25 protein-coding genes are annotated in these 25,347 nt (G+C 71.9%); 15 read left to right on the plus strand and 10 right to left on the minus strand.

Annotated features, from left to right (window positions below; translation table 11 throughout):
* Window positions 1-13 precede the first annotated feature (13 nt).
* Together ABZ934_RS06715 and ABZ934_RS06720 are read right to left on the minus strand one after the other, a co-directional pair.
* Window positions 14-310, minus strand: coding sequence for an MTH1187 family thiamine-binding protein (locus ABZ934_RS06715; protein WP_361309296.1), 297 nt, complete (start codon window positions 308-310; stop codon window positions 14-16).
* Complete coding sequence (locus ABZ934_RS06720; protein WP_361309299.1) at window positions 307-648, minus strand: DUF3817 domain-containing protein; 342 nt, start codon at window positions 646-648, stop codon at window positions 307-309. The genes ABZ934_RS06715 and ABZ934_RS06720 overlap by 4 nt, the downstream gene beginning before the upstream one ends.
* Window positions 649-800: 152 nt before the next feature.
* Here ABZ934_RS06720 and ABZ934_RS06725 point away from each other — a divergent pair, with 152 nt between their 5' ends.
* The 5 genes from ABZ934_RS06725 (at window position 801) to ABZ934_RS06745 (ending at window position 4,175) form a co-directional block, all read left to right on the plus strand.
* The gene (locus ABZ934_RS06725; RefSeq protein ID WP_361309301.1) at window positions 801-1,439 is read left to right on the plus strand and encodes an AIM24 family protein; all 639 of its coding nucleotides are present in this window, start codon (window positions 801-803) and stop codon (window positions 1,437-1,439) included.
* Window positions 1,439-2,089, plus strand: a complete 651-nt coding sequence (locus ABZ934_RS06730; protein WP_361309304.1) for an AIM24 family protein — start codon at window positions 1,439-1,441, stop codon at window positions 2,087-2,089. Before ABZ934_RS06725 ends, ABZ934_RS06730 begins: the two co-directional genes overlap by 1 nt.
* An 11-nt stretch (window positions 2,090-2,100) precedes the next feature.
* Window positions 2,101-2,904 carry an AIM24 family protein gene (locus tag ABZ934_RS06735; protein ID WP_361310268.1) on the plus strand — a complete coding sequence of 268 codons (804 nt, stop codon included), beginning with the start codon at window positions 2,101-2,103 and terminating at the stop codon, window positions 2,902-2,904.
* Window positions 2,905-3,010: 106 nt separating this feature from the next.
* Complete coding sequence (locus tag ABZ934_RS06740; protein ID WP_361310271.1) at window positions 3,011-3,487, plus strand: MarR family transcriptional regulator; 477 nt, start codon at window positions 3,011-3,013, stop codon at window positions 3,485-3,487.
* Between the two features lie 211 nt (window positions 3,488-3,698).
* Complete coding sequence (locus ABZ934_RS06745) at window positions 3,699-4,175, plus strand: PepSY domain-containing protein (RefSeq protein ID WP_361309307.1); 477 nt, start codon at window positions 3,699-3,701, stop codon at window positions 4,173-4,175.
* Window positions 4,176-4,239: 64 nt separating this feature from the next.
* Here the strand turns inward: ABZ934_RS06745 and ABZ934_RS06750 are convergent, their stop codons facing one another.
* Genes ABZ934_RS06750 through ABZ934_RS06760 form a run of 3 tightly spaced genes read right to left on the minus strand, consistent with a single transcriptional unit; the run spans window position 4,240 to window position 6,597 of the window.
* A complete protein-coding gene (locus ABZ934_RS06750) occupies window positions 4,240-4,368 on the minus strand; it encodes a hypothetical protein (protein ID WP_361309310.1) in 129 nt (42 codons plus the stop codon).
* 16 nt (window positions 4,369-4,384) lie between these two features.
* Window positions 4,385-5,371, minus strand: a complete 987-nt coding sequence (gene meaB / locus ABZ934_RS06755; protein ID WP_361309313.1) for a methylmalonyl Co-A mutase-associated GTPase MeaB — start codon at window positions 5,369-5,371, stop codon at window positions 4,385-4,387.
* Window positions 5,372-5,382: 11 nt separating this feature from the next.
* Window positions 5,383-6,597, minus strand: coding sequence for an acetyl-CoA C-acetyltransferase (locus ABZ934_RS06760; protein ID WP_361309316.1), 1,215 nt, complete (start codon window positions 6,595-6,597; stop codon window positions 5,383-5,385).
* A gap of 137 nt (window positions 6,598-6,734) precedes the next feature.
* Here ABZ934_RS06760 and mce point away from each other — a divergent pair, with 137 nt between their 5' ends.
* From mce to ABZ934_RS06795, 7 genes are all read left to right on the plus strand, one after another.
* The gene (gene mce, locus ABZ934_RS06765) at window positions 6,735-7,163 is read left to right on the plus strand and encodes a methylmalonyl-CoA epimerase (RefSeq protein ID WP_361309318.1); all 429 of its coding nucleotides are present in this window, start codon (window positions 6,735-6,737) and stop codon (window positions 7,161-7,163) included.
* A 182-nt stretch (window positions 7,164-7,345) separates the two neighbouring features.
* On the plus strand, window positions 7,346-11,881 hold the full coding sequence (gene scy / locus ABZ934_RS06770; protein WP_361309321.1) for a polarized growth protein Scy: 4,536 nt from the start codon (window positions 7,346-7,348) through the stop codon (window positions 11,879-11,881).
* Window positions 11,882-12,075: 194 nt separating this feature from the next.
* Complete coding sequence (locus tag ABZ934_RS06775) at window positions 12,076-13,014, plus strand: cellulose-binding protein (RefSeq protein ID WP_136215138.1); 939 nt, start codon at window positions 12,076-12,078, stop codon at window positions 13,012-13,014.
* A gap of 133 nt (window positions 13,015-13,147) precedes the next feature.
* Window positions 13,148-14,170 carry an ABC transporter ATP-binding protein gene (locus ABZ934_RS06780; protein WP_361309324.1) on the plus strand — a complete coding sequence of 341 codons (1,023 nt, stop codon included), beginning with the start codon at window positions 13,148-13,150 and terminating at the stop codon, window positions 14,168-14,170.
* Window positions 14,167-14,949 (plus strand): ABC transporter permease, encoded by a 783-nt coding sequence (locus ABZ934_RS06785; protein ID WP_361309327.1) that lies wholly within the window; start codon window positions 14,167-14,169, stop codon window positions 14,947-14,949. The genes ABZ934_RS06780 and ABZ934_RS06785 overlap by 4 nt, the downstream gene beginning before the upstream one ends.
* 165 nt (window positions 14,950-15,114) lie before the next feature.
* Window positions 15,115-16,230, plus strand: a complete 1,116-nt coding sequence (locus ABZ934_RS06790) for an ABC transporter ATP-binding protein (RefSeq protein ID WP_361309330.1) — start codon at window positions 15,115-15,117, stop codon at window positions 16,228-16,230.
* Entirely contained in the window at window positions 16,227-17,111 is an 885-nt protein-coding gene (locus ABZ934_RS06795) for an ABC transporter permease (RefSeq protein ID WP_361309333.1), read from the plus strand. Before ABZ934_RS06790 ends, ABZ934_RS06795 begins: the two co-directional genes overlap by 4 nt.
* A 48-nt stretch (window positions 17,112-17,159) precedes the next feature.
* Here the strand turns inward: ABZ934_RS06795 and ABZ934_RS06800 are convergent, their stop codons facing one another.
* Window positions 17,160-17,519, minus strand: a complete 360-nt coding sequence (locus ABZ934_RS06800; RefSeq protein ID WP_361309336.1) for an ATP/GTP-binding protein — start codon at window positions 17,517-17,519, stop codon at window positions 17,160-17,162.
* Between the two features lie 248 nt (window positions 17,520-17,767).
* On the opposite strand from ABZ934_RS06800, the gene ABZ934_RS06805 reads away from it, so the two are divergent.
* Window positions 17,768-18,787: an LLM class flavin-dependent oxidoreductase gene (locus ABZ934_RS06805; protein WP_361309339.1), complete on the plus strand. Its 1,020-nt coding sequence runs from the start codon at window positions 17,768-17,770 to the stop codon at window positions 18,785-18,787.
* 87 nt (window positions 18,788-18,874) lie between these two features.
* Here the strand turns inward: ABZ934_RS06805 and ABZ934_RS06810 are convergent, their stop codons facing one another.
* A complete protein-coding gene (locus ABZ934_RS06810) occupies window positions 18,875-19,267 on the minus strand; it encodes an SCO5389 family protein (RefSeq protein WP_361309342.1) in 393 nt (130 codons plus the stop codon).
* Between the two features lie 220 nt (window positions 19,268-19,487).
* Between ABZ934_RS06810 and nucS the strand changes: the two genes are divergently transcribed.
* Window positions 19,488-20,159, plus strand: coding sequence for an endonuclease NucS (gene nucS / locus ABZ934_RS06815; RefSeq protein WP_361309344.1), 672 nt, complete (start codon window positions 19,488-19,490; stop codon window positions 20,157-20,159).
* A gap of 28 nt (window positions 20,160-20,187) precedes the next feature.
* Here the strand turns inward: nucS and ABZ934_RS06820 are convergent, their stop codons facing one another.
* The 3 genes from ABZ934_RS06820 to ABZ934_RS06830 all read right to left on the minus strand — a co-directional run bounded on the left by ABZ934_RS06820 (window position 20,188) and on the right by ABZ934_RS06830 (window position 24,308).
* On the minus strand, window positions 20,188-22,773 hold the full coding sequence (locus ABZ934_RS06820; protein ID WP_361309347.1) for an ATP-binding protein: 2,586 nt from the start codon (window positions 22,771-22,773) through the stop codon (window positions 20,188-20,190).
* 195 nt (window positions 22,774-22,968) lie between these two features.
* A complete protein-coding gene (locus tag ABZ934_RS06825; protein WP_361309350.1) occupies window positions 22,969-23,292 on the minus strand; it encodes an STAS domain-containing protein in 324 nt (107 codons plus the stop codon).
* Between the two features lie 167 nt (window positions 23,293-23,459).
* Window positions 23,460-24,308 carry a 3-hydroxyacyl-CoA dehydrogenase family protein gene (locus tag ABZ934_RS06830; protein ID WP_190183449.1) on the minus strand — a complete coding sequence of 283 codons (849 nt, stop codon included), beginning with the start codon at window positions 24,306-24,308 and terminating at the stop codon, window positions 23,460-23,462.
* A 235-nt stretch (window positions 24,309-24,543) separates the two neighbouring features.
* Between ABZ934_RS06830 and ABZ934_RS06835 the strand changes: the two genes are divergently transcribed.
* The gene (locus tag ABZ934_RS06835) at window positions 24,544-25,116 is read left to right on the plus strand and encodes a cob(I)yrinic acid a,c-diamide adenosyltransferase (RefSeq protein WP_361309354.1); all 573 of its coding nucleotides are present in this window, start codon (window positions 24,544-24,546) and stop codon (window positions 25,114-25,116) included.
* Window positions 25,117-25,347: the final 231 nt, after the last annotated feature.

A 25,347-nucleotide genomic window follows, 5' to 3' on the forward strand; every position in this document is an offset into this window, starting at 1 on the left:
GCCGGAGGCGGGATCAGCCTCCGGCGAGGTGCCGTTCGACCGTCTCCACCTTCGAGGTCATGCCGTCGGTGACGCCGGGGCGGACATCTGCCTTCAGGATGAAGGAGACCCGGGGCGCACGCGCCTCCACGGCCGCGACCGCCCGCTTGACCACGTCCATCACCTCGTCCCACTCCCCCTCGACGGTGGTGAACATGGCGTCGGTACGGTTCGGCAGCCCGGACTCCCGTACGACGCGGACCGCGTCGGCGACGTACTCGCCGACTTCCTCCCCCACGCCCAGCGGCGTCACCGAGAACGCGACGATCATGCCTTCGCCGCCTCGCGGGCACGGGCCGCCAGCAGGCTTCGGGCCTCGTCGCGCTTGAGCACGCGGTCGCCGTAGAGACCGCCGAAGGGCACCAGGGCCAGCAGGAAGAACAGCGCGACCTTCTTCCTCGGCCACTTGGCCCGGTTCCAGACGTCCAGCAGGAAGACCAGGTACAGGAGGAAGAGGATGCCGTGCAGGGCGCCGAGCGGCATCACCAGGTTGATGTCCGAGATCCGGCTGAGCAGCGAGCCGAAGATCAGCAGGGCCGGGAACGACAGCGCCTCCGGTACGGAGACGAGGCGCAGCCGGTGGAGGGCGGAGGCGGTCTTGATGTCCACGAGGAACCTTCGGGGGGGTCGAGGCCATGGTCCGAACCAGTGTCTCAGCCGGCCGGGGAGATCTTGACCGGACCCCCGGCCGCCTCGGAGGTGTGGCGTATATCGGTCCGGGCGCCCTGTTCCGCCAGGCCCGCTACGGATACCGTCTCCCCGTGGCTCAGTTCCGACTCCAAGGCAGCAAGGTGCTCGCCGTCGACCTGACCGGGGACGCCGTGAAAGCGAAGAACGGCTCCATGGTCGCGTACGACGGCCAGATGGCCTTCAAGAAGATGACCGGCGGCGGTGAAGGGTTGCGCGGCATGGTGACCCGCCGGCTGACCGGCGAACAGATGACGGTGATGGAGGTCCAGGGGCACGGCACCTGCTTCTTCGCCGACCGCGCGAGCGAGATCAACCTCGTCGACCTGCGCGGCGAGAAACTGCACGTCGAGGCCAGCAACCTGCTGTGCACCGACGCCGGGCTGCGCACCGGCACCACCTTCACCGGCCTGCGCGGCGGGGCGACGGGCAACGGCCTGTTCACCACCACCGTCGAGGGCTCCGGCCAGGCCGCGATCATGTCGGACGGCCCGGCGGTGGTACTGCGCGTCAGCGGCCAGTACCCCCTCTCGGTGGACCCGGGGGCGTACATCGCCCACACCGGCGACCTGCGGCAGTCGTTCCAGTCGGGGATCAACTTCCGGACGCTGATCGGCGAGGGCTCGGGCGAGTCCTTCCAGATCCGCTTCGAGGGCGAGGGCCTGGTCTACGTGCAGCCCAGCGAGCGGAACACCATCGGGGGCGACCTCTGATGCCGTTCCGCGAGATCAACTCGAAGATGGTCGAGGCGCAGGTCGTGCCCGGGCAGACGATGTACAGCCAGCGCGGGGCGATGCTCGCCTACCGCGGTGAGGTGTCCTTCACCCCGAGTGTGACCGGTGGTCAGGGCGGGGTCATGGGCATGATCGGGCGCCGGGTGGCGAACGAGCAGACCCCCCTGATGACGGTCGAGGGCAGCGGCACCGTGATGTTCGGCCACGGCGGCCACCACATCCAGGTGATCAACCTGTCCGGCGAGACCCTCTACGTGGAGGCGGACCGATTGCTCGCCTTCGACGGGACCCTCCAGCAGGGCACCATGTTCATGGGCTCGCAGGGCGGTGTCATGGGCATGGTGCGCGGCCAGGTGACCGGGCAGGGCCTGTTCACCACCACCCTCAAGGGCCACGGCTCGGTCGCCGTGATGGCCCACGGCGGAGTCATCGAGCTGCCCATCACGCCCCAGCGGCCGGTCCACGTCGACCCGCAGGCGTACGTCGCCCACCACGGGGACGTGCGCAACAAGCTGTCCACGGCGCTCGGCTGGCGGGACATGGTCGGACGCGGTTCGGGCGAGGCGTTCCAGCTGGAGCTGTCCGGCCAGGGCGCGGTATACGTACAGGCTTCGGAGGAGAAACTGTGAGCTTCGGCCCCGTGACCGGCGGCCCCGGCGGCCCGACGGTGTTCGACCCGTACACCCTGCCCTCCGACGACAACGTGAACGCGTACACCTTCTGCGTGGAGCTCAAGGGGAGTCAGTGGTTCCTGCAGAAGGGCAAGATGATCTCCTACTACGGGAGCATCGAGTTCACCGGCGTCGGCAACGGCCGCTTCGACCGGCTGCTGCGGACGAGCTTCCACTCGCCCCTGCACGCGAGCGACTGGGTGGTGGCCGAGGGCCAGGGCAAGATGTTGCTGGCCGACCGGGCGTTCGACGTGAACTCCTACGACCTGGACGACGGGAACCTGACGATCCGGTCGGGGAACCTGCTGGCCTTCCAGCCCACCCTCGCGCTCAAGCAGTCGATCGTTCCCGGCTTCCTGACCCTGATCGGGACGGGGAAGTTCGTGGCGGCGTCCAACGGGCCGGTGGTGTTCATGGAGCCGCCGCTGCGCGTGGACCCGCAGGCGCTGGTGGGCTGGGCGGACTGCCCCTCGCCGTGCCACCACTACGACCACCGGTACATGTCCGGGGTGATCGGGGGCCTGCGCTCGCTGACGGGCATCGGGGGCTCCTCGGGCGAGGAGCACCAGTTCGAGTTCGTCGGGGCCGGGACGGTGCTGCTGCAGTCCTCGGAGACGCTGATGGCGGAGCAGTCGGTCGGGGCGGTGGGCACGGGCGCCACCGCCGGCCAGAACGACGGGGTACCGGGCGCGGGCCAGGGGCCGCTGGGACAATTGGGCGTGCCGCGGATGCCGGGACAGCTGGGTGATCTGCAACGGCGCCTCGGACTGTGACGTCCCCCGGGCACCTGCGGACGGGAGCCGACCGGGACCGTCTTCCACGATCGTCCTATTTTTGTACGTAATTCAACTTCTTAGGTAGAGTTCAATCATGGAGACCATGGAGACCGAGACGGCCACGCGCTGGCTGACCGAAGCCGAGCAGTGCGCCTGGCGCACCCATCTGGACGTCAGCAGGCTGCTGATGCACCAGCTGGAAAAGGATCTCCAGCCTTTCGGACTCACCAACAACGACTACGAGATCCTCGTGAACCTCTCGGAGTCGGAGCACCACCGGATGCGGATGAGCGACCTCGCGACCGCCACCCTCCAGTCGAAGAGCCGGCTCTCCCACCAGATCACCCGAATGGAGGCGGCCGGCCTGGTCACCCGCGTGAACTGCGAGTCCGACCGTCGCGGCCTGTACGCGGTGCTCACCGATGAGGGCATGGAGACCATGCGCAAGGTCGCCCCGCACCACGTGGCGTCGGTCCGGCAGCACTTCATCGACCTGCTCAGCCCGCAGGACCTGGCGGCGCTGCGCGCCTCCCTGGGCCCGGTGGCCGACCACCTGCGCGACCAGCGCGGCAAGGCCTGAGGGGCTCCCCGCGCCGGATCCGGCGGGCGCCCGGACAATGGTCGGTGACGCCCGCCGGCCGACCGCCGCGCAACCCCAGGCGCCCCGGCCGGCCCGAGGAGGTTCTGCCGATGAAGCGCAACGCGATCATCTCCACAGCCGCAGCCGTCGGCCTCATGGCCGGCGGCCCCGTCGCCCCGTCGCCGCGGCGACGGGTGACGCGGCCCGAGCCGTGACCACGGCCGCCGCCCGCGCCGACGTGAACGCCGACGGCGCCGTGGACGCGGCCCTCAAGCACTATCCCGGGGTCGTGGAGTCCCTCGACCAGGACGGCTCCGTGTGGCACGTCAATGTGGTCTCCAAGAACGGCAAGCAGGCCGAGATCGATGTCACCGGCAGCGGCAAGGCGACGACCCGCGACTCCGGCAACGACAACGACAACGACAACGACAACGACAACGACAACAACGGCAACGAGTACGCGCCGCTGATCGCCGCCAAGGTCAACGCCAAGCAGGCGATGAAGGCGGCCCTGGCCGCCGGTCCGGGCAAGGTCACGACCGTCGACTGGGACGAAAGCGACAACGGCGGCACCCGGTACTGGAACGTGCAGATCAAGGGGAACGACGGGAACACCAAGAGCGTGCACGTCGACCCGGCGTCGGGCAAGGCCACCACGGCGCCCACGGACTCGGGCGACAACAACTAGCACCGCTCGGCGGAACGCGAGGAAGCCGCGCCTCCTTCCCGGGGGGCGCGGCTTTCTCGTTCGGTCAGGCGTTGGGACGCTTGCCGTGGTTCGCCTTCTTCTTCTTGCGGGCCCGCTTCTTGTTGCCGCGCTTGGCCATGACGCCACTCCCTTCGCGGGGCACCCCGAAACCGCCGGGGCGCCTTTCAGGCATTCCGGACGCCGCCAGCTTAGGGGCGCAGCGGGTCCGGCGCCTCCGCTTCGGTGAGGGTGGCCAGCAGGGCGTCGGAGGCCGCGTACGGGTCCAGCTCGCCGGCGGCGACCTTGGCGGCGAGGGTCCCGAGGTGCGCGTCGCCGTGCAGATCCGCCATCCGGGCCCGCAGGGCCGTCACCGCGATGGTCTCCACCTCCCGGGCGGCGCGGGCGTTCCGGCGCTCGGCGAGCACCCCGCACTCGTCCATCCACGCCCGGTGCTTCTCCAGCGCCTCGACCAGCTCGTCGATGCCCTGGCCGCGCGCGGCGACCGTCTTGACGATCGGCGGCCGCCAGTCGCCCGGCCCGCGGGATTCCCCGAGACCGAGCATGTGGTTCAGCTCGCGGGCGGTGGCGTCGGCGCCGTCCCGGTCGGCCTTGTTCACCACGTACACGTCGCCGATCTCCAAGATGCCCGCTTTCGCGGCCTGGATCCCGTCGCCCATGCCGGGCGCCAGCAGCACCACGGACGTGTCGGCCTGCGAGGCGATCTCCACCTCGGACTGCCCGACCCCGACCGTCTCGACCAGGATCACCTCGCAGCCGGCCGCGTCGAGCACGCGGATCGCCTGCGGCGCCGCCCAGGCGAGACCGCCCAGGTGACCCCGCGTGGCCATGGACCGGATGTAGACCCCCGGGTCGGAGGCATGGTCCGACATGCGCACCCGGTCCCCGAGCAGGGCGCCCCCGCTGAACGGCGAGGACGGGTCCACCGCGAGCACGCCGACCCGCTTGCCGGCCTTGCGGTACGCCGACACCAGGGCCGACGTGGACGTGGACTTCCCCACGCCCGGGGAGCCCGTCAGGCCCACCACGTACGCCCCGCCGGTCAGCGGGGCCAAGGCGGCCATCACCTCGCGCAGGTGCGGGGACGCCCCCTCGACCAGGGAGATCAGCCGGGCCACGGCCCTCGGGCGGCCTTCTCGGGCCTGGGCCACGAGCGTGGGGACGTCCACCGTCGTCATCCTCGCGGTACCTACGCCTTCGCGCCGTTGCCGGGCACGCGGACGATCAGGGCGTCACCCTGACCACCGCCGCCGCACAGGGCTGCCGCGCCGACCCCGCCGCCGCGCCGGGCGAGCTCCAGGGCCAGGTGCAGCACCACGCGGGCGCCGGACATGCCGATCGGGTGCCCCAGGGCAATGGCGCCCCCGTTGACGTTCACCTTTTCCGGGGTCACGCCGAGGTCCTTCATTGACTGCACGGCGACCGCCGCGAACGCCTCGTTGATCTCGATCAGGTCGAGGTCGGAGACCTCCAGCCCCTCCTTCTTGAGGGCGTGCAGGATGGCGTTCGAGGGCTGCGACTGGAGCGAGTTGTCCGGGCCGGCCACGTTGCCGTGGGCGCCGATCTCGGCGATCCACTCCAGGCCCAGCTCCTCGGCCTTGGCCTTGCTCATCACGACCACGGCGGCGGCGCCGTCGCTGATCTGCGAGGAGGTGCCGGCGGTGATCGTGCCGGCCTTGGCGAAGGCGGGGCGCAGCTTGCCGAGGGACTCGGTGGTGGTCTCGGGACGGATACCCTCGTCGTGCGCGAAGATCACCGGGTCGCCCTTGCGCTGCGGGATCTCGACCGGGGTGATCTCGGCCTCGAAGACGCCGTTCTTCTGCGCGGCCGCGGCCCGCTGGTGGGAGGCGGCGGCGAACTCGTCCTGCGGGGCGCGCTCGATGCCCAGGCGGGTGTTGTGCTTCTCGGTGGACTCGCCCATCGCGATGTTCTCGAACGCGTCGGTGAGGCCGTCGTAGGCCATGGCGTCGAGCATCTCGATGGCGCCGTACTTGAATCCCTCGCGGGACTTCGGCAGCAGGTGCGGGGCATTGGTCATCGACTCCTGGCCGCCGGCGACCACGATGTCGAACTCCCCGGCGCGGATCAGCTGGTCCGCGAGGGCGATGGCGTCGAGGCCCGAGAGGCACACCTTGTTGATCGTGAGCGCGGGCACGTTCATGGGGATGCCGGCCTTGACGGCGGCCTGGCGGGCGGGGATCTGGCCCGCGCCGGCCTGGAGCACCTGGCCCATGATCACGTACTGGACCTGGTCGCCCGAGATCCCGGCCCGTTCCAGCGCGGACTTGATGGCGAAGCCGCCGAGGTCGGCGCCGGAGAAGGACTTCAGCGAGCCGAGCAGACGCCCCATGGGCGTGCGGGCCCCGGCGACGATCACGGAAGTGGTGTTGTTCGTTCCGGACATGAGGCACAGCCCCTTGGATGAGAGGAGTGAACGAGGGTTTACCCGAATGTACTGAGCGGTACCCGCCCCGTCACCGGGCTGTCGGTGTGATCGCTGGCACGTTGCGTGACCACCCTCCTCGGCTGTGCACTGTTCCCATGCTGACAAGAATCGACCACATCGGGATCGCCTGCTTCGACCTCGACAAGACCGTCGAGTTCTACCGTGCCACGTACGGCTTCGAGGTGTTCCACACCGAGGTCAACGAGGAGCAGGGTGTGCGCGAGGCCATGCTCAAGATCAACGAGACTTCGGACGGCGGGGCCTCCTACCTCCAGCTCCTGGAACCCACCCGCGAGGACTCCGCGGTCGGCAAGTGGCTGGCCAAGAACGGCGAGGGCGTCCACCACATCGCCTTCGGCACCGCCGACGTCGACGCGGACTCCGAGGCCATCCGCGGCAAGGGCGTCCGCGTCCTCTACGACGAGCCCCGCATCGGCTCCATGGGGTCCCGGATCACCTTCCTGCACCCCAAGGACTGCCACGGCGTCCTCACCGAACTGGTCACCTCGAACCCCGACCACTGAATGGCCCCTTTCCCCGGCCGGTACAGTGGCCATGGCTCGGCCGGGGTTCGGTGCGGAGACGGGGTCGGGGCCTGTGACCCCTGCCCCGGTATCTGACACCATTCCCCGGGGGCGTCGTTCAGCGGGCGAGCGATGCTCAATTGGGAGTGAGCTTGCGACCAGGGGACGGATGGGACCGCGCTGTGCGGGGCTACGAAAGCCAGGAGAGCCATCAGGCCGAGGCCGACCATCTCTCGCGCTTCGAGGCCGAGATGGAGCGGCTGAAGAAGGAGCGCGGGAAGGCCGTCCAGCACGCCGAAGACCTGGGGTACCAGGTCGAGGTGCTGCGCGCCAAGCTCCATGAGGTACGCCGCAATCTCGCGTCCCGCCCCGCCTACGACGGTGCGGACATGGGCTACCAGGCGGAGCAACTGCTCCGCAATGCCCAGATCCAGGCCGACCAGATGCGCTCCGACGCCGAGCGCGAGCTGCGCGATGCCCGGGCGCAGACCCAGCGCATCCTCCAGGAGCACGCCGAGCACCAGGCGCGCCTCCAGGCGGAGCTGCACGCCGAGGCCGTCAACCGGCGCCAACGGCTGGACCAGGAACTCAACGAGCGCCGCCAGACGGTCGAGGCGCACGTCAACGAGAACGTCGCCTGGGCGGAACAGCTGCGGGCCCGCACCGAGTCCCAGGCCCGCCGGCTCATGGACGAGTCCCGCGCCGAGGCCGAACAGACCCTGAACGCCGCGCGCGCCGAGGCCGCCCGGCACGCCGCCGAGGCCACCCGCCGGCTCGCCGCCGAGGCCGAGGCCACCCGCGCCGAGGCCGAGGCGACGCTGCTGCGCGCCCGCAAGGAGGCCGAGCGGCTGCTGGCCGCCGCCTCCGCGCAGGCCCAGGAGGCCACCGAGCACGCTGAGCGGCTGCGTACGAGCACCAGCGCCGAGGCCGAGCAGACCCGGCAGCAGACCCTCGACCTGGGTCGGGTCGCCGAGTCCCGGGTCCAGGAGGCCGACAACGCGCTGCGCACCGCGCGCGCCGAGGCCGAGAAGGTGCTGGCGGAGGCCAAGGAGAGCGCCGCCCGGCAGCTCGCATCGGCGGAGTCCGTCAACGAGCAGCGCACCCGCACCGCCAAGGAGCAGGTCGCCCGGTTGGTCGGCGAGGCGTCCAAGGAGGCCGAGGTCCTCAAGGCGGAGGCCGAGCAGGCCCTCGCCGATGCCCGCGCGGAGGCGGAGCGGCTGCGTACCGAGGCCGGCGCGCAGGCCCGTACGGCCGCCGCCGAGGAGATGGCGGCGCAGCTCGCGAAGGCGGCCCGCACCGCCGAGGAGGTGCTGGACAGGGCCTCACAGGACGCGCAGGCCACCACCCGCGCCGCGTCCGAGGAGGCCGAGCGCATCCGCCGCGAGGCCGAGGCGGAGGCCGAGCGGCTGCGTGCCCAGGCCGCGGCCACGGCCGACGAGCTCAAGGGCGCCGCGAAGGACGACACCGAGGAGTACCGGGCCCGTACGGTCGAACTCCAGGAGGAGGCCCGGCGGCTGCGCGGCGAGGCCGAGCAGTTGCGCGCGGAGGCCGTCGCCGAGGGCGAGCGCATCCGCGGCGAGGCCCGCCGCGAGGCGGTCCAGCAGATCGAGGAGGCGGCCCGCACCGCCGAGGCGCTGCTGGGCAAGGCCAAGGCGGACGCGGACGAACTGCGCGGCGGGGCCGCCGCCGAGAGCGAGCGGGTCCGCGCGGAGGCCGTGGAGCGGGCCGGCACGCTGCGCAAGCAGGCCGAGGAGACCCTGGAGCGGACCCGCGCGGAGGCCGAACGGCTGCGCGCGGAGGCCGAGGAGCGGGCCGAGGCCGTACGCGCCGAGGCGGAGGCCGCGGCCCTGGCCCGGCGCGAGGAGACCGATCAGGCGCTCGCCGCGAAGCGTGCGGAGGCCGACGAGGAACTGGTCCGCCTGCACTCGGACGCGGAGAACCGGCTGACCACGGCCGAATCGACGCTGCGCGACGCCCGGGCGGCGGCGGAGAACATCCGCCGGGAGACGACGGAGGAGACCGAGCGGCTACGCGCCGAGTCGGCGGAGCGCATCCGCACCCTGCAGACGCAGTCGGAGGCGGAGGCCGAGCGGCTGCGCACCGAGGCGGCGCAGGACGCGGGCCGGGTCCGGGCGGAGGCCGAGCAGGTCGCGGTGCGGCTGCGCGGCGAGGCCGAGGCCGAGGCGGAACGGGTGCGCACCGAGGCGCAGGAGACCGCCGACCGGCTGCGCGCGGAGGCGAAGGCCGCCGCCGAGCGGGTCTCCGAGGAGGCCGCGGAAGCGCTGTCGGCCGCCGCGGAGGAAGCGGCCCGGCGTCGCCGGGAGGCGGAGGAGACCCTCACGTCGGCCCGTACGGACGCCGAGAACGAGCGGGCCCAGGCCCGCGAGCAGAGCGAGGAGTTGCTGGCGCAGGCCCGCAAGCGCTCGGAGGAGGCGCAGGCCGAGGCGGCCCGGCTCACCGAGGAGGCGGAGCGGCGCGCGTCGGAGCTGGTGGCGGCGGCGGAGGCCACCGCGCAGCAGGTCCGGGACGCCGTGGCCGGGCTGCACGAGCAGGCCGAGGAAGAGATCGCCGGGCTGCGCAGCGCGGCCGAGCACGCGGCGGAACGCACGAAGACGGAGTCGGAGGCCGAGGCCGACCGGATTCGCGCCGACGCGCACGCGGAGCGGGAGCGGGCCGCGGAGGACGCCGCCCGCGTCCGCAGCGAGGCCCGGGTGGAGACGGACGCGGCGAAGGCGCTGGCGGAACGCACGGTGGGCGAGGCGATCGCCGAGGCCGAGCAGTTGCGCGCCGACACCGCCGAGTACGCGCAGCGGGTGCGTACGGAAGCGACGGACGCGCTGGCCGCCTCCGAGCGGGACGCGGCCCGGACCCGGGCGGACGCCAGGGACGACGCGAACCGGATCCGCGGCGAGGCGGCGGAGTCCCTGGAGGCGTCCCGCGCCGAGGGCACCCGGATTCTCGCGGAGGCGACGGCCGAGGCCGAGCGGCTCACCGAGGAGACGCTCGCGGCCAACACGGCGACGGTGGCCGAGGCGACCGCCGAGGCGGAGCGGCTGCGCGCCGACGCGGAGGAGGCGGCCGAGCGGATCCGCGCCGAGGCGGCGGGCACGCTGGACGAGGCGCGGGTGGAGGCCGGCCGGCTGCGTACCGAGGCGGCGGAACAGGCGGACCGGCTGGTTACGGAGGCGATCTCCGAGGCGGAACGGCTCACGGAGGAGACCCGGGCGGCCAACGAGGCCGCGCTGGCCCAGGCGACGGCGAAGGCCGAGCGGCTCACCACGCAGGCGGCCGACACCCTGGCCGCCGCCGAACGGGACGCGGCGCGCGTCCTGGTGGACGCCCGCACCGAAGGCGACCGGCTGGTCGAGGAGACCCGCGCCGCCAACGAGGCCACGGTCGGCGAGGCCGCGGCCGAGGCCGAGCGGCTGCGTACGGACGCCGCGCGGACGTTGGAGGAGGCGCGCGCGGAGGGCGGCCGGGTCATCGGCGAAGCCACCGCGGAGGCCGAGCGGGTCACCGCCGCGGCGGCGGAGACGCTGGCGAGCGCCGAGCGCGAATCCGAACGGCTGTTGGACGAGGCCCGCGAGGAGGCGGGCAGGCGTCGCACCGAGGCCGCGGAGCAGGTGGACCGGCTCATCACCGAGGCGGCGGCGGAAGCCGACAAGCTCACCGAGCAGACCCGCAAGGACAACGAGCGCACGGTCGGCGAGGCCGCGGCCGAGGCCGAGCGGCTGCGTGCCGAGGCCACCGAGGCGCTGTCCTCGGCGCAGGAGCACGCGGCCCGTACCCGGTCGGAGGCCGAGCGCGTCAAGGCGCGGGCGGCGACCGAGGCGGAGCGGGTGCGCACCGAGGCCCGCGCGGAGTCGGAGCGGCTGCTCGACGAGGCCCGCGAGGAGGCGAACAAGCGTCGCACCGAGGCCGCGGAGCAGGTGGACCGGCTCATCACCGAGGCGGCGGCGGAAGCCGACAAGCTCACCGCCGACGCGGCGCAGCAGGCGTTGGCGGCGACGACGGCCGCCGAGGAGCAGGCCGACGCGATGGTCGACGCGGCCCGCAAGGAGGCGGCCCGTATCGCCTCCGAGGCGACCGTCGAGGGCAACTCGCTGGTGGAGAAGGCCCGTACGGACGCGGACGAGTTGCTCGTCGGTGCGCGTACGGATGCCGCCGCCATAAGGGAACGGGCGGAGGAGCTGCGTAGCCGCGTCGAGTCCGAGGTGGAGGAGCTGCACGAGCGGGCGCGCCGGGAGTCGGCCGAGCAGATGAAGTCGGCCGGTGAGCGCGTGGACAAGCTGGTGCGCGCGGCGACGGAGCAGAGCGTGGAGGCCGAGGCGAAGGCCAAGGCGATGCTGTCCGACGCGAGCAGCGAGGCGAGCAAGGTCCGTATCGCCGCCGTCCGCAAGGCGGAGGCGCTGCTCAAGGAGGCCGAGCAGAAGAAGGCCGACCTGGCGCGTCAGGCGGAGCAGGCGCTCGCGGAGGCGAAGGCCGAGGCGGAGCGGCTCGTCGACGAGGGCCGTCGTGAGCTGGAAGTCCTCGTGCGCAGGCGGGAGGACATTCAAGCGGAGATCTCCCGTGTCCAGGACGTTCTTGAGGCGTTGGAATCATTCGAGGCGCCTTCGGGCGGCGGAAAGCCGGCGGTCGGCGGTCAGGGCGCGGGGGGCGTGAAGGCCGGAGCGGCAGCGGGTGCCACTCGTTCGGGTGGTAAGTCGTCAGAGGGCTAGTCGGCGTGAAGGAATGTGTGCTCCTGATGAAGGTTCACCCGAAGGAGTGACAAGCATTCTGCCGCCTTGCCACTCAAAAGGGGTGTCATTGTCCAGATCAAACGTGGATTGACTCGATGACACGCCGCTTGGGCGCCTAGGATTCCCCTAACACCTCACGTAGCACCTCATCGGTCTCATTCGACAGGAACCCCATGAGCGACACTTCCTCCCCCTTCGGCTTCGAGCTCGTGCGGCGTGGTTACGACCGTGGTCAGGTGGACGACCGCATCACCAAGCTGGTCTCCGACCGCGACAGCGCCCTTGGACGTATCAACTCTCTGGAAAAGCGGATCGAGGAGCTGCACCTCGAAACGCAGAACGCCCAGGCCCAGGTGAGCGACGCCGAGCCGTCGTACGCGGGTCTCGGCGCCCGGGTCGAGAAGATCCTGCGCTTGGCCGAGGAGGAGGCGAAGGACCTGCGCGAGGAGGCCCGTCGCGCGGCCGAGCAGCACCGTGAGCTGGCCGAGTCGGCCGCCCAGCAGGTGCGCAACGACGCCGAGTCGTTCGCCGCGGACCGCAAGGCGAAGGCGGAGGACGAGGGCGTCCGCATCGTCGAGAAGGCCAAGGGCGACGCCTCGACCCTGCGTGCCGAGGCCCAGAAGGACGCGGCCTCCAAGCGCGAGGAGGCGGACGCGCTCTTCGAGGAGACCCGCGCCAAGGCCGCCCAGGCCGCCGCCGACTTCGAGACCAACCTGGCCAAGCGCCGCGAGCAGTCCGAGCGCGACCTGGCCTCCCGTCAGGCCAAGGCGGAGAAGCGGCTCGCGGAGATCGAGCACCGCGCGGAGCAGCTGCGCCTGGAGGCCGAGAAGCTGCGCACGGACGCCGAGCGCCGCGCCCGCCAGACGGTGGAGACCGCGCAGCGCCAGGCCGAGGACATCGTGGCCGACGCCAACGCCAAGGCCGACCGTATCCGCAGCGAGTCCGAGCGCGAGCTGGCGGCGCTCACCAACCGCCGTGACTCCATCAACGCCCAGCTGACCAACGTCCGCGAGATGCTGGCGACGCTGACCGGTGCCGCCGTCGCCGCCGCCGGTTCCCCGATCGACGACGAGCCGGTCACCCGCGGCGTCCCGGCGCAGCAGACCCGCTGAACCCCGGTCACGGCGTCCGGCGCGTACACCCCCGATATTCGCCGGCAGGACCGAGGCGCGGCACGTGCTCGACGAGGGCCCTGGGCCACCTTCCGAGGTGGCGTAGGGCCCTCGGGCGTTCTAGCGTGGCCGCATGATCGAGCTTGAGGGCCTCACCAAACGATTCGGCGCCAAGACCGCCGTGGACAACCTCAGCTTCCAGGTGAGACCGGGAGTGGTGACCGGCTTCCTCGGCCCCAACGGGGCCGGCAAGTCCACGACCATGCGCATGGTGCTCGACCTCGACAATCCGACCAGCGGCACGGTGAGGATCGACGGAAAGCGCTACCGGGACCTGCCGGAACCGCTGAAACACATCGGGGCGCTGCTGGACGCGAAGTCCATGCACGGTGGACGCAGCGCCTACAACAACCTCCTCTGCCTTGCGCAGTCGAACCGCATCCCCGAGCGCCGGGTGTCGGAGGTGCTCGATCTCGTCGGGCTGACGCCGGTGGCGAAGAAGAAGTCGAAAGGATTTTCGCTCGGCATGGGGCAGCGGCTGGGAATCGCCTCCGCCCTGCTCGGCGATCCGGAGATCTTGATGTTCGACGAGCCCGTCAATGGTCTGGACCCAGAGGGAATTCACTGGATCCGCAATCTGATGAAGAGGCTGGCGTCGGAAGGTCGGACGATCTTCGTTTCCTCGCACTTGATGAGTGAAATGGCCCTGACGGCAGACCATTTGATCGTGATCGGGCAGGGCAGACTGCTCGCCGACCTGTCGATGGCCGATTTCATCCACCAGAACTCGCGCAGCTACGTGCGCCTGCGCTCGCCGCAGCAGGAACGACTCAAAGACGTCCTGCACGAGGCCGGCATCAACGCCGCCAGCGTTCCCGCCACCGGCACGCTGGAGATCGACGGCGTGGGGCCGGAGCGGCTCGGCGAACTGGCCGCCCAGCACCAGATCGTGCTGCACGAACTCAGCCCGCAGCGGGCGTCATTGGAAGAGGCGTTCATGCGCATGACGGCGGAATCCGTTGAATACCACGCCCACGCCCCGGACTCCCCCGGCGCGGCGCCCGCTCCCGACATGGCGAGCGACAACCCCGCGCGACCGGCCGAGGTCCCCGCGTGGGGTGCCGGTTTCGACGCGACCAGCAAAGGCGGTGAGTGACCGTGGCCCTCACCGCAGTCCTCTCGTCCGAGTGGACGAAGATCCGTACGGTCGCCTCCACCACCTGGAGCCTCGCGACCGCCCTGGTGGTCACCGTCGGCATCAGCGCCGGGCTGTGCGCGGTCATCAACGCCACCTTCGACAACATGCCGCCCGAAGAGCGGCTGACCTTCGACCCGACGCTCGCCAGCTTCTCCGGGATGCAGCTCGGACAACTGGCCATGATCGTCTTCGGTGTCCTGGTGATCGGCACGGAGTACAGCTCGGGCATGATCCGCACCTCGCTGGCCGCCGTGCCGCGCCGGGCCGACTTCCTCCTCGGCAAGCTCGTGGTCGCGACCGGGCTGGCCCTGGTCGTGGGGCTGGCCACCAGCTTCCTGTCCTTCTTCCTCGGACAGGCGATCCTGGGCGGGCGGAGCATCGGCATCGGCGAGCCGAACGTGCTGCGTGCCGTGATCGGGGCCGGGCTCTACCTGGCCGTGCTCGCGCTGTGCTCGATGGGCGTGGCCACGATGCTCCGCAGCTCGGCGCTCTCGATCTGCCTCTTGATCGCGTTCTTCCTGATCTTCTCGAACATCCTCGGATTCGTCGACGCGACCCGGAAGGTGGCCCAGTACCTCCCGGACCGGGCCGGCTCGGTGGTCATGCGGGTCGTTCCCGACGCGATGGGCCGCGATCCGGCGCCCTACGGCCCCTGGGGCGGCTTCGGGATCATGGTGCTGTGGGCGCTGGCCGCCGTACTCGGTGGCTACCTGGTGCTGAAGAAGAGGGACGCCTGACGGAGAGCGGACCCGTTCCTCCGGTGTACGGGAAAAGCCGGGGTCGGGATCAGGGGGAGATCAGGGATCCGGGACGGGACGGAACCGTAGGCCACTCGATATCCTCTTAACCCTTACAGGGGCGAAAGCCGCCCCGGGCCCGCCGGCCTGTCGAGGGGCAGAACCATGATCGAGGCAGTCGGCCTGACCAAGCGCTTCGGCGCCAAGACCGCCGTCGACCAGCTGTCCTTCCAGGTCAGGCCAGGTCACGTCACCGGATTCCTCGGACCCAACGGGTCGGGGAAGTCCACCACCATGCGCATGATCCTCGGGCTGGACCGGCCCACCGCCGGTCATGTGACGATCAACGGGCACCCCTTCCGGGAGCTCCCGAACGCGCAGCGGCACGTCGGCGCCCTGCTCGACGCGAAGGCCATGCACGGCGGCCGTCGGGCGCGCACCCACCTGCTGTCCATCGCCCAGCTCTCCGGCATCCCGGAGAAGCGGGTGGACGAGGTCCTGGCGGTCGTCGGCCTCCAGGACGCCGCCCGCCAACGCACGAAGGGCTTCTCCCTCGGCATGGGCCAGCGGCTCGGCATCGCCACCGCCCTGCTCGGCGACCCCCGGGTGCTGCTGTTCGACGAACCCGTCAACGGTCTCGACCCCGAGGGCATCCTCTGGGTCCGCAACCTGATGCGGCAGCTCGCCGCCGAGGGCCGCACCGTCTTCGTCTCCTCGCACCTCATGAGCGAGATGGCCCTGACCGCCGACCACCTGATCGTGATCGGACGGGGCCGGTTGCTCGCCGACATGAGCACCCAGGAGTTCATCACGCACAATTCGGCCGGATTCGCTCGGGTACGCGTGGCCGACAACGACCCCGATGGCCGGGACGCGTTCGCCGAGACCCTCCGCGGGGACGGCGCCCGCGTCCTCCAAGAGCCGGACGGCGCGCTGCGGGTGACGGGCCTGGAGCTGCCCCGGATCTCCGACCTGGCGCACGCGGGCGGCCTGCGCCTGTGGGAGCTGTCCCCGCACCGGGCCTCGCTGGAGGAGGCGTACATGCGGATGACCCGGTCCTCCGTCGAGTACACCTCCACCGAGGACCCGCGGGCGCAGCTGTGGGAGCCGGACCCGCTGGCCCTCCCGGACTGGGAGGAGGGCCCGGAGGCCCCCGAAGTCCCCCGTACGGGCTTCTTCGCACCCCCGCCGCCCGGCGAGGGCGGCGGGGCGTTCCTGATGCCCGGCGAGCCCGGCGAGCTCGCCGCCTCCGCCCGGAACAACCCGGAGGCCACCCGATGACCGGCGCGCACACCGACCGCCGTACCGAGCCCCCGGCCGAGCCCCGGACCGGCCCGCCGAGCCCGCCCTACAGCTCTCCCCTGGAGAGCCGGCGCCCCCACCTGGGACACGCGCTGGCCTCCGAGTGGACCAAACTCGTCTCGGTCCGCTCCACCCTGTGGACGCTCGGCTCGCTCGTGGTGGTGGTCGTCGGCATCGGCATGGTCTTCATCGCGCAGACCTCCTCGGGCGACTACGCGAACATCCCCTTCACCACGCCGGCCCTGATCGGCATGTTCGTCGGGCAGCTCGCGGTGATGGTGCTCGGGGTGCTCACGATCACCTCCGAGCACGGCACGGGCCTGGTCCGCACCACCTTCACCGCCGCGCCCGACCGGCACCGCGTCCTCACCGCCAAGTACCTGGTCTTCGGCCTGACCGCCTTCCTCGCCACCGCCGGTTCCGTCTTCGTGGTCGGCACGGCGGCGGCCATCGCCCACAACGGCCCCGCCGCGGGCAGCCACACGGCGGGCGAATGGGCGGGCGCGCTCGCGGGGAGTTTCTACGTCACCCTCCTCGGGGTGCTCGCGCTGGCCGTCGGCGCCCTGGTGCGGCACTCTGCGGGGGCGATCGCCGTCATGATCGGCGTCGTGACGCTGCCGCCGGTGGCGGGGGCGATGCTCAGCATCTGGGAGGCGTCGGCGCCGCTGGGGCGGGTGGTGCTCCGGCACAACGCGCCGGTCGCCCTGATGCAGTTGTTCGGGATGCCGTCGGGCACCACGAGCCCGTCCGGTTCCCCCGAGGCGATGCCGGCCGATCTGACGCAGATGGCGCTGATGCTGCTGGTGACGGGCGCCGCGATGGCGGCCTCCTACGTGGTGGTCGGCCGCCGCGACGTATGACGCGACACGGGCCCCCGACGCGGCCGGCAGACCTTCCCGGTCACAGCACTAGTACTTCGGCGCGTTCCTGGACCGCTGCACCCGTGAGGTGCGGCGGTCCTTCGCGTTCCAGCACGCCTTGTGCCAGTGCCGGCGGTCGTCCACGCCGCCGTACTCTGGCCAGGCCACCAGGTGCGGTGTGCCGGAGGGGATCTCCTGGTCGCAGCCGGGGCAGCGGTAGCGCTTGCCCGCCGCGCTCGCGCCCGCCACGTGGCGGACCTTCCACTCCTCGCCGAGGTACTCCTCGGTCTGTTCGAGGCCGAACCGGTCCAACCCGCCGGAACCGGACCCGGACCACGACCCGGACCCCGTACCCGAACGGTCGGCTGGATTCCCGCCGCCCCTGGGGCGGTTGTGGCGCGGTGACACGTATACCTCACGGATGGGCGGACGGCAGTGACTTTCTCCCAGACTACGCGCAGCGAGCCCGGGTACCCGCAGGGTGTTCGGAGAGCGGGCTCGCTCATGAATGCCGGCCTGACAATCCCAATAACTTTGCCGTCGGGCCGTGCCCTTGGCACGTGTCGGGCGTTGTTGCCATCAGACGTTGATGTCATGAACGTCGGAGAGCCGGTCCACCTGGGGAGGCCGCGTCAGCCGCGAGGAGGCCAAGCGCGATGCGCGTAGGAGCGTTTGTAGTGGGGGCCCAGTTCCCGGGCCAGGGGCCGGGGGAGGCACTGCACCGGGCGGTGCGGACCGCCGAGGTCGCCGAGGAGTCCGGGCTGGACGCGGTCTGGCTCGCCGAGCACCACTTCGTGCCGTACGGGGTCTGCCCCTCCGCGGTCACCCTGGCGGCCCTGCTGCTGGGGCGGACCGAGCGGCTGCGCGTGGGCACGGCGGTGAGCGTACTGCCGAACACGCACCCGGTGGCGCTGGGGGAACAGGCGGCCCTGCTGCACCTGACCTCGGGCGGCCGTTTCATGCTCGGGGTGGGCCGGGGCGGCCCATGGGTCGACCTGGAGGTGTTCGGCGGGGGCCTGGACGGGTACGAGACCGGTTTCCCGGAAGCCCTGGACCTGCTGCGGCGCTGGCTGACCGAGGCCCGGGTGGGCGCGGCCGGCGACCGGTACGGCTTCCGCGAGGTGGCCGTCGTACCGCGTCCCGCGGAGGCGCTGGACGGTGACGGGAAGGGGCCGGAAGTGATCGTCGCCTGTACCTCTCCGGCGTCCGTACGGCTGGCCGCGGAGCGCGGTCTGCCGATGCTGCTCGGCATGCACTGCGGGGACGAGGACAAGGCGGACATGGTCGCGCTGTGGCGGCGCACCGCCCTGGCCGCGGGGCACGCGCCGGACGCGGCGCACGTGTCGGCGGGGGTCTGCCAACTCGCGGACCGCACGGCGGACGCCCGGGAAACCCTGGTGAAGGCGATGCCGGGCTGGCTGCGCCAAGGCCTGGACGCCCATGTGACGGTGGACGGCCGACAGCGCGCGATGCGGGACCCGGTGGCGTACACGGAGCTGCTCTGTGAGCTCCACCCCGTGGGAACCCCGCGGTTCGCGGCGGACCGCATCGCGGCCACCGCCGAACGCACGGGGATCACGCGCTTCGCCCTGCTGACGGAGGGCTCCGGCGACCTCGCCGCGACGGAGGAGAACGTACGGCGCATCGGCGCCGAGGTCCTGCCCCGCCTCGGCTGAGAGCCGGACTGCCGCTCCGGTACCGGTCGTACCTCCCGCGACACGGAGCGGCAGCGGGCGGCTCTTCGAGCAGGACCTGCTCGGGAGCTAACAGTCCCGCAGCTCCGGCGACTGGTTGAGCAGCTGGCCTCGTATCGAGGTGAACTTGGCAAGCCGGTCGTCCACCACGGGGTCCAGCGGGAACACCGCTACACGGTGGCAGTTCTGGAACGCCAGGCGCACCCCGAAGTGCCGCTGCAGGGCACCACGTATCGCGTCACTCGCGAGCGCGCGCAGCAGTTGCCCGCGCGCCTGCTCGTCCGGCGGCGGCGTCTGGTTGTCGGCGAATTCTCCGCCTTCAACCTCCAGCTGGGCCACCAGCGAGCTGACCATCTCCCATGCGTAAGGCAGGGAGGTCCGGACGCAGTCGACGAAAGCGGCTTCGTCGACCTCGCCTCGCTCGGCCTGTTCGAGTAGGGCCGGTGAGACGTCGAGCGACATGGGTTCTCCTCTCGTGACCCCGGCGGTTTGGGTGTCCGGAGTCCTACGGGCAGGGAAGGCGGCCGCGACGCAGCGTGCACGTTCGACAACCACCCGCTCACCACGGTAGGCGCCCCCGGGTTGGCGCACCAGGAGAATGCGCATACAACGCGCCATCGACGAAGGGGGCTTTCACGGGCGAATCGCGTGGAGGCCCATCGGTCGAGTAGCGTTGCCGACCATGCGTCTCGTCATTGCCCGCTGCTCCGTCGACTACGCGGGCCGGCTCACCGCCCATCTGCCCTCCGCACCCCGTCTGATCCTCGTGAAGGCCGACGGCAGTGTCTCCATCCACGCGGACGACCGGGCGTACAAACCGCTCAACTGGATGTCTCCTCCGTGCACCCTCAAGGAGGGGACCGGCGCCGAGGAGGGCGTCTGGACCGTCGTCAACAAGGCGGGCGAGAAGCTCATCATCACCATGGAGGAAGTGCTGCACGACTCCTCCCACGAGCTGGGCGTCGACCCGGGCCTGATCAAGGACGGCGTGGAAGCACACCTCCAGGAGCTGCTCGCCGACCGCATCGACACGCTGGGCGACGGCTACACGCTGATCCGCCGCGAGTACATGACGGCGATCGGCCCGGTCGACATCCTGTGCCGTGACGGCTCGGGTGCGACCGTGGCCGTGGAGATCAAGCGGCGCGGTGAGATCGACGGCGTCGAGCAGCTCACCCGGTACCTGGAGCTCCTCAACCGCGACCCGCACCTGGCGCCGGTCCGGGGGGTCTTCGCCGCCCAGGAGATCAAGCCGCAGGCCCGTGTCCTGGCGACGGACCGCGGCATGGACTGCGTGGTGCTGGACTACAACGCCATGCGCGGCATCGAGGACGACAAGCTCCGCCTGTTCTGAGCAGAGGGCCGGCGCCGGCGCCGCGACGTCACTGCGCGGCCGACGGGGCCGCCTCGGAGGCGGACTGGGAGGTGCCCGATCCGGGCGGGGGGTCCGGCGACGGGCTCACCGGCGGCAGGGACGAGCCGGTCGGACTCGGCGGGTCGGTGTGGACGGGGGGCGTCGACGTCGGCGCCTTGGTGCCCGGCTGCGCCGGCGGCGTGGGCTTGTGCGAGGGGGTCCGGCCGTCCGGCCTGGAGCCGGGGGCCCGGGTGGTCCCGGGGACGGGTTGCGCCGCCGGTTCGCCCGGCCCGGGCGTCGCCGCGTCCGACGGGGTCGCCGACGGGGCGGTGGTGCCCGGCTCCGGCGCGACGGCCGGGTCACCCGCGCCGGAATCGGTGCCCAGGTCGGTGTCCGGCGACGACGACACCGCCGGGTCCTTCGGCGGTGTCGTGTCCGAGCCGGAGACCGTCAGGCCCACCACGGTCCCGATCACGGCCACCGCCAGGGCGCCGGCCGCGGCGAGGAACGCCGTCCTGCGCCGCGAGTCCGGATCCCCCGCCGGGGCGCGCCCCGACGCGAGGGGCGCACCGGGCACCGGCTCCTGCTTGGGTGCGGGCGGGAAGGCGTCCTCGAACACCTGGGAGAGGGTCGACGGAGTCGTCGGCGCCTCGGGCCGCCGGACCGCCGGCACCATTTGGGTCACGGCCTCGGAGGCGACGGGGGCCGCGGAGGGCGGCGTCACCGGCCGGGCCAGGGGCGGGGTCACCGGGGAAACCACCGGGCGGGCGAGCGGGCGGGTCACGGCCGAAGCCGACGCCGGTCCGGCCGGCGCGGACGCGGCCGAAGCCGAAGCGCGCAGGGCAGACGCGGGCGGGCCGGCCGCGGCCGACGCCGACGTGGAGGACGCGGCCGAGGCGGGCGTGGCCGGGGCCTCCAGCCGCAGGGGCGGCGACACCTGGGCCGCCGCCGCCTCCCGGTCGGTGACCAGCGCCAGCGCCCGCCGTCCCGCGACGGTCCCCCGCTTGTCCGCGAGCGCGCCCCGCAGCCCGATCGACGCCTCCAGCTCGGCCCGCGCCCGCTCCAACCGCCCCTCGCACAGCGCGAGCACGCCGAGCTCGTGGTGGAAGTACGCCTGCTCCGCGACCTCCCCGGCCTTGCGGGCGGCCTCCGCGCCCGAACGCAGCGCCCGCTCCCACGCCTCCCAGTGCAGGGAGGCCGCCAGGGCCGGGGCCGCCGTGCGGGCGAGCATGACGGCGGCCACCACGTCGGCGCCCGCCAGCGCCGCCAACACCGCGTCCGCCTCGGTCGCGACCCGCTCGGGGGTCACCGAGGCGTGCCCGGTCCACCAGGCGTAGTGCCGGGCGGCGGTACGGGCCTCCTCGGCCTCGGTGTCCCCGTACCCGGCCTCCTCCAACTGCCGGGCGACCCCGTGGGCCAGCCGGTAGCGCGGGCCGACGGGGGTGAGCAGGCCGCAGTCCAGCAGCTCCGCGACCGCCGCGTCGGCGTGGGTGTCCCCCACCAGTGCCGGCAGGTGCGCGTGGTGCGGCATCTCCCCGCCGAGCGCGCAGGCGATCCGCAGGGCGGCCCGCGCCGACTCGCTCACCCGGGAGGCCAGCAGCTCCGCCGGCGCCGCGCCCTCGGCGAGCGTCGGCAGCGGTACGTGCGCGGCCTCGCGCGGCCGGCCCTCGAAGACGCCGGGCTCGTCCTCGTCGTCCGGCTCGTCACGGTGGTTCAACTCGTCGCGCCGGCGCAGCAGCGCGGCCGCCTGTACGAAGCGCAGGGGCAGCCCCTCGGAGGCGAACCGCAGGTCTGCCGCCCAGGCCGTCTCCTCCTCCGTCAGGGGACGCCCGGTGAGAGCCTCCAAGAGCGCGACGCACTCGGCCCGGCCGAGGCCCCCGAGGAAGATCTCCTCCAAGTGGGAGTGGTCGGAAGGGGCTTTGACGTCGGGGGTGGCGGCGAGCAGGTAGGCGCACTCGGGTGTGGCCCGCAGGAGTTCGTCGAGGGCGGCTCCGCCGAGCTCCAGGTCGTCGATGAGGACGATCGCGCCGATGTCCCGTACCCGGGCGAGGAGTTCGGTCCGGTCGGGCCGTTCGACGGCGCTCTCGTACACGGCGGTGTGCAGCGCGTGCAGCAGTTCCAGCGGCTGCTGTTGGCCGTATCCGCTCAGTCGGACGACTCCGTCGGGGGCGAGGTCGGAGCACGCGGCGGCAACCGAGTCGAGCAGCGCGGAACGGCCCGATCCGGCCGGTCCGGTCAGTCGTACCGAGCGGCCGCGGCCCAGCAGCCGTTGGAGGCGCTCCCGTTCCTCCTCGCGCTGGAGCAGCGGGCGGGAGGGGATGGTGGAGCCGGGCAGTGCGGGGGGCCGGCCGGCGGCCTCCCGGGAGGCGCGGGCGGCCGGGCCCCGCTTGGCGGGCCGGGGCGTCCCGGTGCCGGGACGCAGGGGTTCTATCTCGCTGCCGTCGACGGGGTTGACGGTGAGGGTGAAGTCGCCCGCGGTCAGTGTGACGACGCGTGCGACACCTCCGGTGGACGCGGCGCCGGCGGCGGGCCCCGCCGATGTGGTGGTTCCGGTTCCGGAATCGCCCGCGCCGCGTCCCGCGTCCGCTCCGGGCTGCCCCTGAGTACGGTCCATGACCAAGTCCCCCGATCGCGCCGCGTGCCGCGCCGCTGCCGCCGTCGTACCGCCCGGCCTTCGCACGCACACACCGCTGTCGCTACTGGTCCGGTTTCCGCCCGGAGCCTAAACCGTGGCCGGGCGCGCGGGAACCGTCAGAGGGCCTTCACCACCGGAACGTTACGTTTCCGCAGGAAAGAAGCGCCCCTCGTATCACACCCGCGGGAGGGATTCCGCTTCCAGTCCGCCCTCGATGGCGAGGATCCGGTGCAGCCGGGTCGCGACGAGCAGCCGCTGCATCTGCGCGGGCACTCCGCGCAGGACGAGGCGGCGCCCGGTGCGGCCCGCGCGCCGGTGCGCTCCCATGATCACACCGAGGCCGGTCGCGTCCCATGAGTCGAGCCCGGTGAGGTCCAGCACGAGGTCGCCGTGGCCACGATCGAGGGCGGTGTGCAGGGCCGTACGGGCGTCCGCCGCGCTGCGCACGTCGAGGCGGCCCCCGACAACGAGTTCGGCGTGGTCGCCCCTGATGTGCATGTGTGCTCCCGCAGTCCCGCGTACGTGCCGCGTACGTATGGTCCGACTGGTCCGTGGTCGGCCACTCTCACTGGAACTGACTGCCCCGGGGGCGGGGAAGTTGCCGACTGTGAGCGAACCGATACTCTCATTCACACCAACGGGTGAAGGCGTTCGAACGATGGCCGTCAGTGCTTGTAGAAACCCTGTCCGCTCTTGCGGCCGAAGTCGCCCGCGTCCACCATGCGGCGCATCAGCTCCGGCGGCGCGAACTTCTCGTCCTGCGACTCGGTGTAGATGTTGCTGGTCGCGTGCAGCAGGATGTCGACCCCCGTGAGGTCTGCGGTGGCCAGCGGCCCCATCGCGTGCCCGAAGCCCAGCTTGCAGGCGATGTCGATGTCCTCGGCGGTGGCGACGCCCGATTCGTAGAGCTTGGCGGCCTCGACGACCAGTGCGGAGATCAGACGGGTCGTCACGAAGCCGGCCACGTCGCGGTTGACGACGATGCAGGTCTTGCCCACGGACTCGGCGAACGCCCGGGTCGTGGCGAGGGTCTCGTCGCTGGTCTTGTAGCCGCGTACCAGTTCGCACAGCTGCATCATCGGGACGGGCGAGAAGAAGTGCGCGCCGACGACCCGCTCCGGGCGCTCCGTCACCGCGGCGATCTTGGTGATCGGGATGGCGGAGGTGTTGGACGCGAGGATCGCGTCGTCCCGCACGAGCTTGTCGAGCGCGCGGAAGATCTCGTGCTTGACCTCGAGCTTCTCGAAGACGGCCTCGACGACGATGTCCGCGTCCGCTACCGCGTCGAGGTCGGTGGTCGTGGTGATCCGGGCGAGCGCCGCCTCGGCGTCCTCGGCCGTCAGCTTGCCCTTGGAGACGAACTTGTCGTAAGAGGCCTTGATCCCGTCCGTGCCGCGGGTCAGCGCGGCATCGGTGACATCGCGCAAGACGACGTCCCACCCCGCCTGAGCGGAGACCTGAGCGATCCCGGAACCCATGAGTCCGGCACCGATGACGGCGAGCTTCCCAGCCACTGCACACCCCTCGTTCTCGCTACGGCCCAGTCTCGTAGCCTCTCCGGCGGAGACTAGCGTCCGTGAGGGACGGTGTGACCGCGAAGTAACACGCGTCACGTCTCAGCTGACGGACATCACACCGGTACGGCCCAGCGGCGGTTGGAGGCCGCGCAGTTGACCCGTGCGCACCTTTGTCCGGGTACGCGCCTTCCTCCCCGGGCCGCACCGCCGTCCTTGTCATTAGGCTGGAACCATGGTGAACCTCACGCGCATCTACACCCGCACCGGCGACAAGGGCACGACCGCCCTCGGCGACATGAGCCGTACGCACAAGACGGACCTGCGGATCTCCGCGTACGCCGACGCCAACGAGGCCAACGCGGCCATCGGGACGGCGATCGCGCTGGGCGCCCTGCCCGAGGACGTGGTGAAGGTCCTGGTCCGGGTGCAGAACGACCTGTTCGACGTCGGGGCGGACCTGAGCACCCCGGTCGTAGAGAACCCGCAGTACCCTCCGCTGCGCGTCGAGCAGTTCTACATCGACAAGCTGGAGGCGGACTGCGACCGCTTCAACGAGGAGTTGGAGAAGCTGCGCAGCTTCATCCTCCCCGGCGGCACCCCCGGCGCGGCGCTCCTGCACCAGGCGTGCACGGTGGTCCGGCGCGCCGAGCGTTCGACGTGGGCGGCGCTGGAGGAACACGGCGAGGTGATGAACCCGCTGACCGCCACCTACCTGAACCGGCTCTCGGACCTGCTCTTCATCCTGGCCCGCACCGCCAACAAGGAGGTCGGGGACGTGCTCTGGGTGCCGGGCGGCGAACGCTAGGGGGTGCACCGCCGCCGCTGGTTCGGGGCGCCGCGCGCGGGCGCGGCGGGCTTCCCGCTGTATTGGCGCGTGAGTCGGGTCCCCGGTGGGCCACTTGAGAGGAGGTCTGGACCTCTTGACGGTTGGTCCAGACCTTTCTACGCTCACCGGAACTGTGGTGAGCGTGCCATGACAAAAGATCCCCCGGCAGGCTCACGGGCGGCGCAGGTCCCACCCCCATGTCGAAGTCGG

The sequence above is a fragment of the Streptomyces sp. NPDC046557 genome (genome assembly GCF_040645975.1).
In the GTDB taxonomy this organism is placed as follows: Bacteria; Actinomycetota; Actinomycetes; order Streptomycetales; family Streptomycetaceae; genus Streptomyces.